This is a genomic window from Amycolatopsis kentuckyensis (genome assembly GCF_041679295.1).
GTDB classification, from domain to species: domain Bacteria; phylum Actinomycetota; class Actinomycetes; order Mycobacteriales; family Pseudonocardiaceae; genus Amycolatopsis; species Amycolatopsis kentuckyensis_A.
Genome location: NZ_JBGDMD010000003.1, coordinates 443,088 through 457,158, shown reverse-complemented (window position 1 = coordinate 457,158; position 14,071 = coordinate 443,088). Strand labels below are relative to the sequence as shown.

The 14,071-nt window shown below is 72.6% G+C and carries 12 protein-coding genes; 9 read left to right on the top strand and 3 right to left on the bottom strand.

Going from position 1 to position 14,071, the window contains the following annotated elements; genetic code table 11:
- Positions 1–442 precede the first annotated feature (442 nt).
- Positions 443–1,552, top strand: coding sequence for a threonine synthase (locus ACERZO_RS13710; protein ID WP_372664998.1), 1,110 nt, complete (start codon positions 443–445; stop codon positions 1,550–1,552).
- Positions 1,549–2,166, top strand: a complete 618-nt coding sequence (locus ACERZO_RS13705) for a helix-turn-helix transcriptional regulator (protein WP_372664997.1) — start codon at positions 1,549–1,551, stop codon at positions 2,164–2,166. Before ACERZO_RS13710 ends, ACERZO_RS13705 begins: the two co-directional genes overlap by 4 nt.
- Here the strand turns inward: ACERZO_RS13705 and ACERZO_RS13700 are convergent.
- On the bottom strand, positions 2,154–3,548 hold the full coding sequence (locus ACERZO_RS13700; RefSeq protein WP_372664996.1) for an amino acid permease: 1,395 nt from the start codon (positions 3,546–3,548) through the stop codon (positions 2,154–2,156). The genes ACERZO_RS13705 and ACERZO_RS13700 overlap by 13 nt on opposite strands.
- A gap of 159 nt (positions 3,549–3,707) precedes the next feature.
- Here ACERZO_RS13700 and ACERZO_RS13695 point away from each other — a divergent pair, with 159 nt between their 5' ends.
- The 4 genes from ACERZO_RS13695 to ACERZO_RS13680 all read left to right on the top strand — a co-directional run bounded on the left by ACERZO_RS13695 (position 3,708) and on the right by ACERZO_RS13680 (position 9,227).
- Positions 3,708–4,613, top strand: a complete 906-nt coding sequence (locus ACERZO_RS13695; protein WP_372664995.1) for a glutaminase — start codon at positions 3,708–3,710, stop codon at positions 4,611–4,613.
- Between the two features lie 29 nt (positions 4,614–4,642).
- The gene (locus ACERZO_RS13690; RefSeq protein ID WP_372664994.1) at positions 4,643–5,644 is read left to right on the top strand and encodes a LacI family DNA-binding transcriptional regulator; all 1,002 of its coding nucleotides are present in this window, start codon (positions 4,643–4,645) and stop codon (positions 5,642–5,644) included.
- Positions 5,645–5,724: 80 nt separating this feature from the next.
- Positions 5,725–8,571, top strand: coding sequence for a glycoside hydrolase family 2 TIM barrel-domain containing protein (locus tag ACERZO_RS13685; RefSeq protein WP_372664993.1), 2,847 nt, complete (start codon positions 5,725–5,727; stop codon positions 8,569–8,571).
- 62 nt (positions 8,572–8,633) lie between these two features.
- Positions 8,634–9,227 carry a hypothetical protein gene (locus ACERZO_RS13680; RefSeq protein WP_372664992.1) on the top strand — a complete coding sequence of 198 codons (594 nt, stop codon included), beginning with the start codon at positions 8,634–8,636 and terminating at the stop codon, positions 9,225–9,227.
- A 19-nt stretch (positions 9,228–9,246) separates the two neighbouring features.
- Here the strand turns inward: ACERZO_RS13680 and ACERZO_RS13675 are convergent, their stop codons facing one another.
- The gene (locus ACERZO_RS13675; protein ID WP_372664991.1) at positions 9,247–9,942 is read right to left on the bottom strand and encodes a TetR family transcriptional regulator; all 696 of its coding nucleotides are present in this window, start codon (positions 9,940–9,942) and stop codon (positions 9,247–9,249) included.
- Positions 9,943–10,030: 88 nt separating this feature from the next.
- Here ACERZO_RS13675 and ACERZO_RS13670 point away from each other — a divergent pair, with 88 nt between their 5' ends.
- On the top strand, positions 10,031–11,158 hold the full coding sequence (locus ACERZO_RS13670) for an FAD-dependent monooxygenase (protein WP_372664990.1): 1,128 nt from the start codon (positions 10,031–10,033) through the stop codon (positions 11,156–11,158).
- Between the two features lie 238 nt (positions 11,159–11,396).
- On the opposite strand, the gene ACERZO_RS13665 is transcribed toward ACERZO_RS13670, so the two are convergent.
- Complete coding sequence (locus tag ACERZO_RS13665; protein WP_372664989.1) at positions 11,397–12,074, bottom strand: NUDIX hydrolase; 678 nt, start codon at positions 12,072–12,074, stop codon at positions 11,397–11,399.
- A gap of 83 nt (positions 12,075–12,157) precedes the next feature.
- Here ACERZO_RS13665 and ACERZO_RS13660 point away from each other — a divergent pair, with 83 nt between their 5' ends.
- Both ACERZO_RS13660 and ACERZO_RS13655 read left to right on the top strand, forming a co-directional pair.
- Positions 12,158–13,159, top strand: a complete 1,002-nt coding sequence (locus ACERZO_RS13660; RefSeq protein ID WP_372664988.1) for an SPFH domain-containing protein — start codon at positions 12,158–12,160, stop codon at positions 13,157–13,159.
- The gene (locus tag ACERZO_RS13655; RefSeq protein ID WP_372664987.1) at positions 13,156–14,025 is read left to right on the top strand and encodes a hypothetical protein; all 870 of its coding nucleotides are present in this window, start codon (positions 13,156–13,158) and stop codon (positions 14,023–14,025) included. The genes ACERZO_RS13660 and ACERZO_RS13655 overlap by 4 nt, the downstream gene beginning before the upstream one ends.
- Positions 14,026–14,071: the final 46 nt, after the last annotated feature.

The window sequence follows — 14,071 nt, the reverse complement described above, 5'->3', positions numbered from 1 at the left end:
ACAAAGCGTCGTGCCGGTAAAAACCGCCACGACGAACGAACCGTCCCGCAATCCGGAATCCGCGGAATTCCGGATTGCGCGTCCGCTATTCTCCCGGCATTTTTACCCACAGCCGAAAGTAGTGCCCGGCCCTGGCGCGATTCACGTCGCCGGAACCGGGAGTCCACTGTGGATCCCCGGATGTCCCGGGTTCGTCGTGCTCACGCGACCTCACCCGCGCCGGCCGCGTGCGGACCGCACCGGCTCCGACCAGCACGACTCCGGGTATTCAGCCGGACACCATCGGTACCTCCACTCCCCGTGCCCCACGCCCGCCGACAAGAATTTTCCACTCTCCGGTGACAGATTTTCCTTAGAAGAAGCTGAAAGCGTTTCGCATACTCACCGGTAACGCTGGACGTATCGTCTACACTTCGACCATCTGTCCAACCCGGAGGTGGTCGTGGAGTACTGGTACGCCGACGAGCGGTCGGGGACGCGCTACCCGGGCGACCCGCTGCGCTGGCGCGGCGACGACGGCACGCCCCTGACCGTCGCTCCGCTCCCCGGCCTCACCCCCGCCGACGTCGACACCGGCGTCCGGTCGCTCTGGCGGTACCGGGCCGCCCTGCCCGGCGACCTGCGCCCGGTCTCGCTCGGCGAGGGCTGCACCCCGCTCGTCCCGCGGCCGTGGGGTGACGGTGACGTCCGGTTCAAGCTCGAGTGGTTCAGCCCGACCGGCAGCTTCAAGGACCGCGGCTCCACCGTGCTGATCTCCGCACTGGCCGGCGCCGGCGTCACGGAGCTCCTGGAGGACAGCTCCGGCAACGGCGGTTCGTCGGTCGCGGCCTACAGCGCCGCGGCCGGGATCGCGGCCACCGTGCTCGCTCCCGAGGGGACGTCACCGGCGAAGGTCCTGCAGACCCGCGCGTACGGCGCCGACGTCGAGCTGGTCCCCGGCACGCGCGACGACACCGCCGCCGAGGCCGTCCGCCGCTCGGCCCGCACCACCTACGCCAGCCACAACTGGCACCCCTTCTTCCTGCAGGGCACCAAGACGCTGGCGTACGAACTGTGGGAGGACCTGGGCTTCCGCGCGCCGGACGCCGTCGTCACGGTGGCCGGCGCCGGCAGCATCGTGCTGGGCTGCGACCTCGGGTTCGGCGAGCTGCTGGCCGCCGGCTCGATCACCCGGCGGCCGCGCCTGCTGGTCGCCCAGCCGCACAACTGCTCGCCGATCGACGCCGCCTTCCACGACCGGCAGCCGCCGCCGTTCGCCCCGACCGTCGCCGAAGGGACCGCCATCCGGCAGCCGGTCCGCCTGCCCGAGGTCGTCGCGGCGATCCGCCGGTCCGGCGGCGACACCGTCGCGGTCGAGGAGGACGCCATCGCCGCCGCGGCCCGCCGGCTGGCGTCGCTGGGCCTCTACGCGGAACCGACCAGCGCGACCGCCGCCGCGGCCGTCGACGTCTTCCGCGCGCGGGGTGCCATCCGGCCCGGCGAGACGACCGTCGTCGTCCTCACCGGGTCCGGGCTGAAGGCGGCCGACAAGCTGCGGGAGCTGATCGGATGACCGAGGACGAGCTCCTGCTGCGCGAGGCCGAGAAGATCGCCCACGCCGTGGGCCGGATGTTCCCGGGCCTGTGCGAGGTCGTGCTGCACGACCTGCGCGACCCGGCCCACGCCGTGCGCGCGATCGAAGGCGGCTTGTCCGGGAGGACGGTCGGCGACCCGGCGACCGAACTCGGCCTGGCCCGGATCGCCGACCCCGCGTTCCCGGACGTGCTGCAGAACTACCCGAACCGCTTCCCCGACGGAAGGCCGGCGAAGAGCACGTCGATCGGCATCCGCAACACGAGCGGCGAGTACGTCGCGGCGCTGTGCCTCAACCTCGACGTCTCGCTGCTCGGCTCCGCTGCCCGCGCCCTGACGCGGCTGGCCCGCACCGACGAGCCGGCCCCGCTGACCGAGTCGCTGCGGGCGCGCACCGGCGACGAGCTGCGCGCGCTGGTCGAGGACTACGCGACCGAGCGCGGCCACACCCCGCGCAGCCTGCCGCCGGCCGCGAAGAAGGACCTCGTCCGGACGCTCAAGGAGCGCGGGTTCCTGGAGCTGAAGAACGCGGTCCCGGCGCTGACCGACCTGCTCGGGATCTCCCGGGCCAGCGTCTACAACTACCTGCGCTGAGCGGCGGGTTCCCGCCGCTTGGCCACGAACCGCCAGCCGACGGCGAGGACCACGGCCAGCACCGGGATCGAGTAGAACGCGATCTTCTCGGCGCCGTCGGAGAAGCCCATCAGGACGACGACCAGGGCCAGGAACGCCAGCGTCGCCCAACCCGAGTACGGCGCCCACGGCATCCGGTACGACGGCCGTTCCAGCTCGCCGCGCAGCGCGGCCTGGCGCAGCCGCAGCTGGCAGAACACCAGCGTCGCCCACGTCGTGATCACGCCGAGGGAGGCGATCGCGATGGCGATGTCGAACGCGTCCTTGGGAACCAGGTAGTTGAGCACCACGCCGAGCAGGTAGGCGACGGAGGTGAACAGGATGCCGCCGTAGGGCACGTGGCGGCTGCTCATCCGGCTGACGAACGACGGCGCCTCGCCCTTTTCGGCCAGCGAGCGCAGGATCCGGCCGGTCGAGTAGAGCCCGGAATTGACGCTGGAGAGCGCCGCGGTCAGCACGACCGCGTTCATGACGTCGCCGATGCCCGGGATGCCGAGGCGGCTGAACACCGTCACGAACGGGCTCTCGTCACCGTTGTAGAACGGCCACGGCAGCAGCATCGCGAGCATCAGCACCGACCCGACGTAGAACACGCCGATCCGCCACACCACACCGTTGATCGCCTTCGGCAGCACCTTGCGGGCGTCCTTGGTCTCGCCGGCCGCGATGCCGACGACCTCGATCGCCGAGTAGGCGAAGATGACCGCCTGCAGCGTCATCAGCGCGATGCCGATGCCCGCCGGGAAGAATCCACTGTGGCCGGTCAGGTTGTGCACGCCGGCCGGGGTCCCGCCGATGTCCGCGCTCGTGAAGACCAAGCCGAGCGCGGTGACCAGGAAGACGACGATGGCCAGCACCTTGACCACCGAGAACCAGAACTCCAGCTCGCCGAACAGCTTGACGCTCAGCAGGTTCACCGCGAGCAGCACCCCGAGAGCGACCAGCGCGGTGATCCACTGCGGCACGTCCGGCAGCCACTTGTGGACGTAGATCGCGACCGCGGTGATCTCCGCGATCCCGGTCATGGCCCAGTTCACCCAGTACATCCAGCCCGAGGCGAACCCGGCCCACGGGCCGATGAACTTCCGCGCATAGGTGACGAAGCTGCCCGAGCTGGGCTCGTGCAGGACGAGCTCGCCGAGCGCGCGCATCACGAAGTAGGCGGCCACCCCGCAGATCGCGTACGACAGGACCAGCGACGGACCGACCTGGTGCAGCTTGCCGCCGGCGCCGAGGAACAGCCCGACGCCGATCGCGCCGCCGATGGCGATCATCTGCACTTGGCGGTTGCCCAGTGCTTTCGAGTAGCTTTCACCTTTTTCGGTGAGGAGCGAGGAATCCATGGTTGCCAGACGCTAGAGGTTGTGCGGCAAGTCACCAAGCAGGCTAAGGAAGACTTAAGGTGTGCCGGAGATCACCACCCGCTTTCGTTGGTACCGAGGGGTTTCGATTTGACAGGGGGTGCCGCGCGGCGCGGCAGGCCCGGCTTCTAAGCTGCGGCCGTGGACCTCGCGGCGTTGCTGGACCGGATCGCCGGCGACGTCGCGCCCGAGGTCGGCCGCGGCGCCGTCGCGGACTACATCCCCGCCCTGGCGCGGATCGAGCCGCGCGCGTTCGGCATGGCGGTGGCCGAAGTGGACGGTGCGCTGCACGGCGTCGGCGACTGGCGGCGGCCGTTTTCGGTGCAGAGCATGTCGAAGGTGTTCACCCTCGCGCTGGTCCTTTCCCGCGGTGACGGCGTGTGGACGCGGGTCGGCCGCGAACCGTCCGGCGACCCGTTCAACTCGCTGGTGCAGCTCGAGCACGAGGACGGCATCCCGCGCAACCCGTTCATCAACGCGGGTGCGCTGGTGGTGACCGACGAGCTGGGCCGCCACGGCGACGCGGCCGACGCGCTGCTCGCTTTCCTGCGCGAGGAGAGCGGGCGGCCCGACATCGACGTCGACCCCGAAGTGGCCGCGTCGGAGGCGGGGCACGCCGACCGCAACCGCGCGCTCGCCTACTTCATGGCGTCCTACGGCAACATGCGCCACCCGGTGCCGTCGGTGCTCGACCAGTACGTCCGCCAGTGCTCGATCGCGATGAGCTGCGCGGACATCGCGCGCTCGGCGCTGTTCCTGGCCCGGCACGGCATCCGCAACGACGGCAGCCGGCTGCTGGACCTGAGCGCGGCGAAGCGGATCAACGCGGTGATGCTGACGTGCGGCACCTACGACGCCGCGGGCGAGTTCGCCTACCGGGTCGGGTTGCCGGGCAAGAGCGGTGTCGGCGGCGGCATCCTGGCGATCGTCCCCGGCCGGTGCGCGGTCTGCGTGTGGAGCCCCGGCCTGGACGCCCGCGGCAACTCGGTGGCGGGTGTGTCGGCGCTGGACCGCTTCACCACCCTGACCGGCTGGTCGATCTTCTAGCGCCCCGCCACGGCGGGCATACTCGACGGATGTCCTCGAGCACCGAACCCCGGCGGGTGACGATCCACGACGTCGCCCGCTCGGCCGGCGTGTCGCGGCAGACCGTCTCGCGGGCGCTGAACGACAAGGCGGAGATCGACGGCTCGACCAAGCAGCGCGTCCTCGACGCCGCCCGGGAGCTCGGGTACCGGCCGAGCCGGTTCGCCCGCGGCCTGGTCCGGCCGGACACGACCACCATCGGCCTGGTCGTGCCGGACCTGCTCAACCCCTTCTTCACCGAAGTCGCCTCGGGGGCGCTGGCGGCCGCCCGCTCGCGCGGCTGGCACGTCGTCGTCTACGACACCGCCGGCGACGCCGAGCAGGAGCTCGCCACGCTGCGGGTGATCGGCACCCAGGTCGACGCCGTCGTCGGCTACTTCAGCCGGTCCGAAGAGGACCTCGACCGGTTCACCCCCGGCATCCCGGTGGTGCTGCTCGGCCGCGAGCCGCGCCTGCCGCGGTTCAGCGGCATCCCGATCGACGGCGAGGACGGCGTCCGCGAGGCCGTCGCCCACCTCGCCGGGCGCGGGCACCGGCGGATCGGGATGCTCGACGACGACGGGCGCGAGCCCAGCGTCCGGCAGCTCTGGTTCCGCCGGGCCGCCGCCGAGCACGGCCTCGCGGTCGCGCCCGGGTGGATCGCGCGCGCCGCCCAGACCGTCGACGGCGGCGGCGCGGCCCTCGCGAGCCTGCTCGCCGCCCACCCCGACGTCACGGCGGTGTTCGCCTTCAACGACGTCATCGCCATCGGCGCCCTGCGCGAAGCCCGCCGGTTCGGCCTGCGCGTCCCGGACGACCTCGCGGTGATCGGCTTCGACGGGCTCACCCTCGGCACCCTCGTCGACCCGGAGCTCTCCAGCGTCGCCATCGACACCCGCGCGCTCGGCGCGCTGGCCGTCGAGCAGACCACTCGGCTCGTGACCGGTGCCGCCCCTCTCGACCCCGCTGAGCTGGTCGTGCGCGCCCGGCTCCACCTGCGGGAATCCGCCTGATCCCTTGACACGCCCGCCGGGCGGTCCGCACACTTCAGCCGCGCCCGTGAACGTTCACGGGAACGCTCACGGGAGGTGTCATGGCGTACGTCGAAGACCCGGGTCCGGGCTACGGCTCAGTGGCTCCGCGCGCGGCCTTCGGCTCCGACGCGCCGGCGCTGTCGCTGACCGGCACTTGGCGGTTCCGCCTGTCGCCGAGCCTCGCCGCCGCTCCCCCGGACGTCGCCGATCCCGCGTTCGACGACTCCGCGTGGGACGAGCTGCCGGTGCCGTCGCTGTGGCAGCTGCACGGGCACGGCAAGCCCGCCTACACGAACGTGCACTACCCGTTCCCGGTCGACCCGCCGCACGTGCCGTCGGAGAACCCGACCGGTGACCACCGGCTGCGGTTCGACCTGCCGAGCGGCTGGCCGGCCGGGTCGTCTTTGCTGCGCTTCGACGGGATCGACTCGTGCGGCCGGATCTGGCTCAACGGCACCGAGCTCGGCGTCACGAAGGGCAGCCGGCTGCCGGCGGAGTTCGAGGCCGGGTCCCTGCTGAAGCCGCGCGGCAACGTCCTCGTCGTGCGCGTGCACCAGTGGTCGGCCGGCAGCTACCTCGAAGACCAGGACATGTGGTGGCTGTCCGGCATCTTCCGGGCCGTGACGCTGCTCGCCCGGCCGGCCGGCGGCATCGGCGACTTCTTCGTCCACGCGGATTACGACCACACCACCGGGCTCGGCACGGTCCGGGTCGAGACCGGCCCGGACGTCGTGCTGGACATCCCGTCGCTGGGCGTCGCCGGGCACCCGGCCGGGCAGCCCCTGGAACTGCCCGTCGAGCCGTGGAGCGCCGAGACACCTCGCCTCTACGACGGCACGCTGTCCACTGTGGCCGAACGCGTGCCCGTCCGGATCGGGTTCCGGACCGTGACGATCGAAGACGGGCAGCTCAAGGTCAACGGGCGGCGGCTGCTGCTGCGCGGGGTGAACCGGCACGAACACGACCCGCGGACCGGCCGGGTCGTCTCGCGGGAGACCGCGCTGGCCGACGTCCTGCTGATGAAGCGCCACCACGTCAACGCCGTCCGGACCAGCCACTACCCGCCGGATCCCGCGTTCCTCGAGCTGTGCGACGAGTACGGCCTGTGGGTCGTCGACGAGTGCGACCTGGAAACGCACGGCTTCGGACCGCTCGGCTGGGACCGCAACCCGAGCTCCGAGCCGATGTGGACGGACGCGTACCTCGACCGGATGCGCCGCACGGTGGAGCGGGACAAGAACCGGCCCAGCGTGATCCTCTGGTCACTGGGCAACGAAAGCCACACCGGCGACAACCTGGCGCGGATGGCGGAGTGGGTGCGCGAACGCGACCCGAGCCGGCCGGTGCACTACGAGGGCGACCACGAGTGCTCCTATGTGGACGTCCACAGCCGCATGTACGCGACACCGTCCGAAGTGGAGCAGATCGGGCTTCGCGAGGACGACAACGAGCGCCGCCGCGCCCTGCCGTTCATCCTGTGCGAGTACGCGCACGCGATGGGCAACGGGCCGGGCGGGCTGCTCGAATACCGCGAGCTGTTCGAGCGGTACCCGAACTGCCAGGGCGGGTTCGTCTGGGAGTGGATCGACCACGGCCTGGCCGCGCCGGGCCACTTCGCCTACGGCGGCGACTTCGGCGAGACCATCCACGACGGCAACTTCGTCATCGACGGCCTGCTCTTCCCGGACCGGACGCATTCGCCGGGGCTGACGGAGTTCGCGAAGATCATCGAGCCGGTCCGGATCGACGCGGATCCGTCCGGCCTCCGGGTGTCGAACCACTACGACTTCGTGGACACCGGGCACGTGAGGTTCACCTGGGTCCTGGAAGACGAGGGAATCGTCGTCGCGGACGGTGTCCACGACGTCCCGGCCATCCACTCCGGACAGAGCGCTCCGGTTGCACTGCCGTCGTTGCCGCCGACCCGCGGCGAGTCCTGGCTGACCGTTACGGCGTCGCTGGCGGCCGGGACGGCGTGGGCGCCCGCCGGACACGTCGTCGGCTGGGGTCAGGTGCCGATTTCACCGGCGCCGTCGCGTGCGTCGCCGTCGCCGCGGGGTCCGGTGTTCCGCACGTCCGGACGGCTCATCCTCGGCGCGGGCGAGTTCGACCCGGCGACCGGCACGTTGACGGCGCTCGGCGGGCACCCGGTCCACGGCCCGCGGCTGGACGTCTGGCGCGCCACGACGGACAACGACCGCGGCTCGTCGCCCGGGCCGTCCGAAGCGTCGCAGTGGCGGGCCGCGGGACTGCACCGGATGCAGCACCGGGTGATCGAGGTGGACGCCGACGGCGACGAACTGCTGGTGCGCACGCGCGTCGCCCCGCCGGCCCAACCGTTCGGCCTGTTCGCGGACTACACGTGGACGGCCTTCGACGGCGGCCTGCGGCTGCGGGTCGAGGTGACTCCTGACGGCGAATTCCCGGGCACGCTCCCCCGGCTCGGCCTGGCGATGGCGGTCCCGGGCACGTTCGGCTCGGCCGAGTGGTTCGGCGGCGGCCCCGGCGAGGCGTACCCGGACAGCCGCCAGGCGGCGCGGATCGGGCGGTTCTCGAGCAGCGTCGACGGCCTGCAGACGCCGTACGTCTTCCCGCAGGAGAACGGCAACCGGACGGACGTGCGCTGGGTCCGCCTGACGAACCCGGACGGAACGGGCCTGCGCGTCGACGGCGATCCGACCTTCGGCTTCACGGCCCGCCGCTGGACGGCGGCCGCGCTGGAAGCGGCGCGGCACACCGACGAGCTGGAGTCGGGATCGCTGGTCCACGTGACGCTGGACGCGGCCCACCACGGCCTCGGGACGGCGGCCTGCGGGCCCGGCGTGCTGCCGGCGTACCGGCTGGTGCCGCAGAAGACGTCGTTCACGCTGTCGTTCCGGCCGGTGGCGGGTGGTGTCGCAAATTGAGACCCCGGGACGCTCCCGGATGCGGTGTCGTTGAGGTTCGACCGCCGACAGGAGCGTCCCGGATGACCCCTTCCACGACGACCCCCACGAGCGCCCGGCAGCTCGCGACGCCCGGCGCGCTCGGCCTGGCCGATCTCGTCGCGCTCTTCGACGACCTGCAGTTCACCCTCGAATGCTGCGAACGGCTGGTGGCCGAGCTGGCCCGGCCGCGGGTCGACGCGGTGCTCGTCGAGGCGCTGTGGGTGTCCGCGCTCAACTCCTACGCCCGCTGCTTCCGCACCGGCGACCGCGGACTGCACCTGACGGTCGACGACGTCAAGGCCACCGGGGTGCCGGGCGAAGTCGCCGAGTGGCACGCGCTGCTGGGCCGGATCCGCGACTTTTCGATCGACGGGCCGGTCAACCCGCGGGAGGCCTACTCGGTCGGCGTCTCACAATCCCCGGCCGGCGAGGCTTCGGGGGTGGTCATCACGTCGGCCGCGCGGCCGCTGGTGGACGAGGTCACCGTGAAGCAGACCGGGCGGCTGGCCTTCGAGCTGAGCCGGCTGGTGGACGAGCGGATCAAGGAGCACCAGCAGACGGTGTTCGCGGCGGCGGCGAAGCTGACTCCCGCTCAGCTCTCGGCGTTGCCGGCGATCGAGGTCACGTCTCAATAAGTCTCATTAATGAGTCTCATTATTCCGCGCCCGGCAGGTGCCGGTAGATCGTGGCGCGGGAGACGCCGAGCGCCGTGGCGATGTCGGACGGCGCGTGGCCCGCGTCGTAGAGCCGGCGGGCCGCTTCGATCGTCTCCGGGCTCATCACCGGTGGCCGGCCGCGGCGGCCGCGTGGCCTGGCCTCCGGTTCCGGCACCGCGTACAGCCGGTCGACGCCGTCGAGGACCGCGGCGCGCAGTTCGTCCGCCGGCGCGTCGGCGAACAGCACCACCGGGTCGCTGAGCATCGCGATCGCCTGGGCCGCGCGGACCCGGCCCGGCAGGTCCGCGTCCGGGCCCGCCACCAGGTGGTTCGCCTTGAGCATGCCGTCGCGGAAGCGGTCGAACACCGCCTTCGACGCGGTGAGGCCGAGGTCGCGCAGGTTCATCCGGAGCAGGTAGCGGTGGCTGAGCCACACGTCGAGGACGCCTTCGATCGCCGCGGCGCGCGGGTCGGCGGCTTCGGCGGCTTTCGTCATGGCCGTTTCGAGGTCGTCCAGCAGCGGCTCGGCCAGCGCCGTCACGATGTCGGCCTTGCCGGGGAAGTGGTACAGCACGGCGGTCTTGGTGACGCCGACGCGTTCGGCCAGCTCCCGGACCGACACCGCGTGGAAGCCGCGCTCGGAGAACTCCTCGAGCGCGGCGCGCAGGATCCGGGCGCGGGTGTCGTCGGTCATCGCCCGAGCCTAGCCGCTTGCCTGACCGTTGGACAGGAGCGTACGGTCGGGACTGACCGATGGTCAGGACTTCGATGGGGGTTTCACCATGACCGAGCGGACCGTACTGATCTCCGGCGCGGGCGTCGCCGGGCCGACGCTGGCGTACTGGCTGGCCCGCGCCGGTTTCCGGCCGACCGTCGTCGAGCGCGCCGCGGGGCTGCGTTCGAGCGGCAGTCCCGTCGACGTGCGCGGACCGGCCTCGCGCGTCGCCGACCGGATGGGCATCACGGCGAAGCTGCGGGAGGCGAGCACCGCCGTGACGTCGCTGAAGTTCGTCGACGACGCCGGGCGCCGGACCGGCCGCGTCGCGATGGGCGGCGACAGCGGCATCGAGCTGCCGCGCACCGACCTCGCGGCGATCCTGCACGAGGCCGCGCGCCAGGACGCGGAGTTCGTTTTCCACGACTCGATCACCGAGCTGAGCCAGGACGACGGCGGCGTCGACGTCACGTTCGAGCGGGGCGCCCCGCGGCGCTTCGACCTGGTGCTCGGCGCCGACGGCCTGCACTCGGGCGTGCGGCGGCTGGCGTTCGGGCCGGAGCACGCGTTCGTCGAGCACATGGGCGTCTACATCGCGACGCTGCCGCTGGCCGAGCCGCCCGCCGACCGCACCGAGCTGGTGATGTACAACTCGCCCGGCCGGGCGGTCGCGGTGCACCCGTCGCGCGGCCGCGGAGTCGTCGCGTTCATGTTCCGCGGCGCCGCCGTGCCGGGGTTCGACCACCGGGACGTGGTGCTGCACAAGCAGATGATCGCCGAGGCGTACGCGGGCGCCGGCTGGCGCGTGCCGGAGCTACTGGAGCGCGTGCGCGAAGCCGAAGACCTGTACCTGGACTCGGTGAGCCGGGTGCGGATGGCCGGCTGGGCGGCCGGCCGGATCGCGCTGGCCGGGGACGCGGCGTCGTGCGTGTCGCTGTTCGGCGACGGCTCGACGCTGGCGATGGCCGGCGCGTACACCCTGGCAGCGGAGCTGGGCCGGACCCCGGGCGACGCGGCCGCGGCGTTCCGCCGCTACGAGGCGGCGCACCGGAAGCTGGTGGAACCCAAGCAGCGCAACGTGTCCACGGCGGCGGCGTTGCTGATCCCGGCCACCCGCGGCGGCCTCGCGGTCCGCAACTTCGGCACGCGCTTGCTGCCGCTGGTGACGGCCGCGCGCCGGCTGGCACCCGCTTGACACGCCCTCTCGAGAAGGCGGGAGGTGGTCCACGAGCGGGAAGAAGCGCCGGTCCGCGGCCCGGCGCAAGGTTTATGCGCTGACGGCGGCCGGGCAGGAGCGCGTGGTCGCGTAGATGGCCGCTCCCCCGGTGCCGGCGCAGTTCGGCGTGTTGCTGGCGGTCGGCGTGCTGACCCCGCTGCCCGCGTGGGCCCACACTCGCCGGCCCGCCGGCCGCGCGCTCGGCGCCGGCTGAGCGTCACGCGCGCAACATCGGCGGGTACAGCAGTTCCGCTTTACCGCGCCGGTACAGCCGGGCCGGGCGGCCGCCGTCCCGGGTGGTCGTGCGGCCGGTCGGCTCCAGCAGGCCCTCGGCGCCGGTGACCTTGCGGTGGAAGTTGCGCGGGTCCAGCCGCGTGTCCCACACCAGCTCGTACACCCGCCGCAGCTCCGCGACCGTGAACTCCGGCGCGCAGAACGCCGTGGCCAGCGGCGAATACTCGAGTTTCGCGCGGGCGCGCTCGACCCCGTCCGCGAGGATCCGGTCGTGGTCGAACGCCAGGTGCTCGCGGGTCAGCGACCGCACCGGCGTCCAGCGCGCCTCCGCGGCGTCCGTGCCCGCGCTCGGTGCCGGCAGGTCCGGTGCCAGCGCCAGGTAGGCGACGGTGACCACACGCATCCGCGGGTCCCGGTCCGGGGCGCCGTAGCCGGCGAGCTGTTCGATGTGGACGGTCCCCGGCGCGAGCCCGGTCTCTTCCGCCAGCTCGCGGCGCGCCGCGTCCGAGAGGTCCTCGTCCTCCCGGACGAACCCGCCGGGCAACGCCCACTCCCCCTGGTACGGCTCGACTCCCCGGCGCACGACCAGTGCGCACAGCTCGTCCCCGGTCAGGGTGAGCACGACGAGGTCGACGGTGACGGCGAACGGCGGGTGACCCATGCCACCACCCTACCTTCTAATCGTCAGCTTGACGATTAGAAGTCCGTCCGCATATCGTCACCTCGACGATAAGAGGAGGGCTCATGGCCGACATCGACCGCCGCTTCGGGTTCCGCCACCTGCGCGGCGCACCCACGGTGCACATCCGCCACTACCGCCGCGGCAAGCTCGCGCACGACGGCGTCGGGCTGTCGTTCTGGTACCGGCCGCTGACAGCGGTCGTCTCGGAGGTCCCGGTCGACGACCGCGAGCTGCCGCTGCTGTTCCACGCCCGCACGGCCGACTTCCAGGACGTCACCGTCCAGCTCGCGCTGACCTTCCGGATCGAGAACCCCGAGCTGGCCGCGCAGCGCATCGACTTCTCCATCGACCCGGATACCGGGCGCTGGAGAAGCGATCCCCTCGCGCAGATCAGCGGGCTGCTCACCGAGAACGTCCAGCAGTACGCGGTGGAGGTGCTGACCCGCATCGACCTCGCGGCCGCGCTCGTCGACGGCGTCAGCGCGGTCCGCGACCGGATCCGCGCCGGACTCGCCGAAGAGGACACCCGGCTCGCGCAGACCGGCTCGGCCGTCGTCGACGTCCGGGTGGTCGCGATCCGGGCGGAGCCGGAGGTCGAGAAGGCGCTGCAGACGACCGCGCGGGAGAAGGTCCAGCAGGAGGCCGACCGGGCGACCTTCGAGCGGCGCGCGCTGGCCGTCGAACGCGAACGCGCGATCGGCGAAAACGAGCTGCAGAACCAGATCGAGCTGGCCCGGCGCGAAGAGCAGCTGGTCGCCCAGCGCGGCGCGAACGCCCGCCGTCAGGCCGAAGAGGCCGCGGCGGCGAGCCGCATCGAGACCGAGGCGCAAGCCTCGCGCAAGGAACGCCTGACGCTCGTGGAAGCCGAAGGCAAGCGCGCGCTCGGCGAGGCGGAAGCGGCCGGGGAAGCCGCACGGCTGGCCGCGTACCGCGACCTGCCCGAGGGTGTCCTGACCGGACTGGCGCTGCGGGAGCTGGCGGGCAACCTGCCGCAGATCGACAGCCTGACGGTGACGCCGGACCTGCTCGCGCCGCTGCTGACGAAGCTGGGCGTGCGGTCGTGAGCCTCGCACCGCGCGTCGTGCTGGTGCACCGGCGCACCGAACTGGCCGAGCTGCTCGCCCGGCACGGCACGCGCGGCCAGGCCGAGTTCTTCCTGCGCACGCGCGGGCGGGACCTGGCCGAGGTGACCGAGGCGGACGCCGCCGTGCGGGCGGCGCTCGCCGCGGCGTCGGCGGCGATCCCGCTCGACTGGCGCCGCGGTGAGGTCGAACGGGCGGACCTCGACCGGTTCCTGTTCACCCCGGAGGACGTCGTCGTCGTGGTCGGCCAGGACGGGCTCGTCGCGAACGTGGCCAAGTACCTCGACGGCCAGCCGGTGGTCGGGATCGCGCCGGGCGCGCCCGGGGTGCTCGTGCGGCACCCGCCGGCGGCGGTAGCGGACCTGGTGCGGGCCACCGGCGACGTCGAGCACCGGACGATGGCCGAGCTCACCGCCGACGACGGCCAGCGGCTGCTCGCGCTCAACGAGATCTACCTGGGCCACGCCGGGCACCAGACGGCCCGCTACCGGCTGGGGGTCGGTGGCGGGCCGGCGGAACGCCAGGCGTCGTCGGGGATCCTCGTCGGGACGGGCACCGGCGCCACCGGCTGGTGCGGGTCGGTGTGGCGCGAACGCGGCAGCGCGCTGCGGCTGCCCGCGCCCGGCGAGGCCCGGCTCGTCTGGTTCGTGCGCGAGGCGTGGCCGTCGCCGACGACCGGGACGACGTGCACCGAAGGGGAACTGACGCGGGCACCGCTGACGGTCGAGGTCGAGTCCGACCGCCTGGTCGCGTTCGGCGACGGCCTCGAAGCCGACACGGTCGCCCTCACCCGCGGCCAGACGGCGACCTTCGTCCCGGCGGCGAAGACCGTCCGCCTGGTGCGGTGACTCCCCGGTCCGGCACACCGAGGGGGCGTGCCGGGCCGGCGGGTCA